The following is a 613-nucleotide window of genomic DNA, read 5'->3' as shown; positions in this document are numbered from 1 at the left end:
ATTAGAATATCATGATAAATCTTATGGTAAATGTAAATTTGATAAACAAATATATATAGATACAATTAGGAGAATAGTGGGAACAATATACACACCTCTATATATGACTGTATGCAAATTATATAATAAAGATTTCCTTATAAAAAATAATTTATTTTTTTCAGAAGATATTATTTTAGGTGAGGATTTACATTTTTTTATAAAAAATATACTGTATAATCCATCTTTTTACTACAATAATAATGCTGTCTATTATTATAGACTTCATAATAATCAAACTATTAACTCTTTAACAACATATAGCAGAGCATTAAATCATATCAATATATATAAAGATTTGGTTGAATATATCGGAGATAATAATTCCGAGTTTAGAAAATCTTTACTTACATTTATTTTTGGAAATATATATGAGGATACTAAGGGCGATTTTAAAGATAAAAACAATTTTTTGAAGTTAAAATCATATTTAAAAAATTTTGATTATGATATTTCTAATGATATTAAAAATCTTTTTTTTAAAAAAATATGTTTATCCTGTTATAATCCAAATGAGGAAAAAGGGTTTAAAAAATATAAAAAATACATTTACATGTTAATTTTTATACGTAAA

1 pseudogene is annotated in these 613 nt (G+C 19.9%); it reads left to right on the top strand.

Annotation, left to right across the window (positions count from 1 at the left end):
• Window positions 1-613 (top strand): annotated as a pseudogene (locus EZH24_RS14470) (hypothetical protein); the annotation flags it as partial.

Origin of the sequence: Brachyspira catarrhinii, from assembly GCF_005518285.1 — a bacterium.
Lineage (GTDB): Bacteria > Spirochaetota > Brachyspiria > Brachyspirales > Brachyspiraceae > Brachyspira > Brachyspira catarrhinii.
Note: the sequence above shows the minus strand (reverse complement) of the source record. Positions and strands in the feature narration are given on the sequence as shown.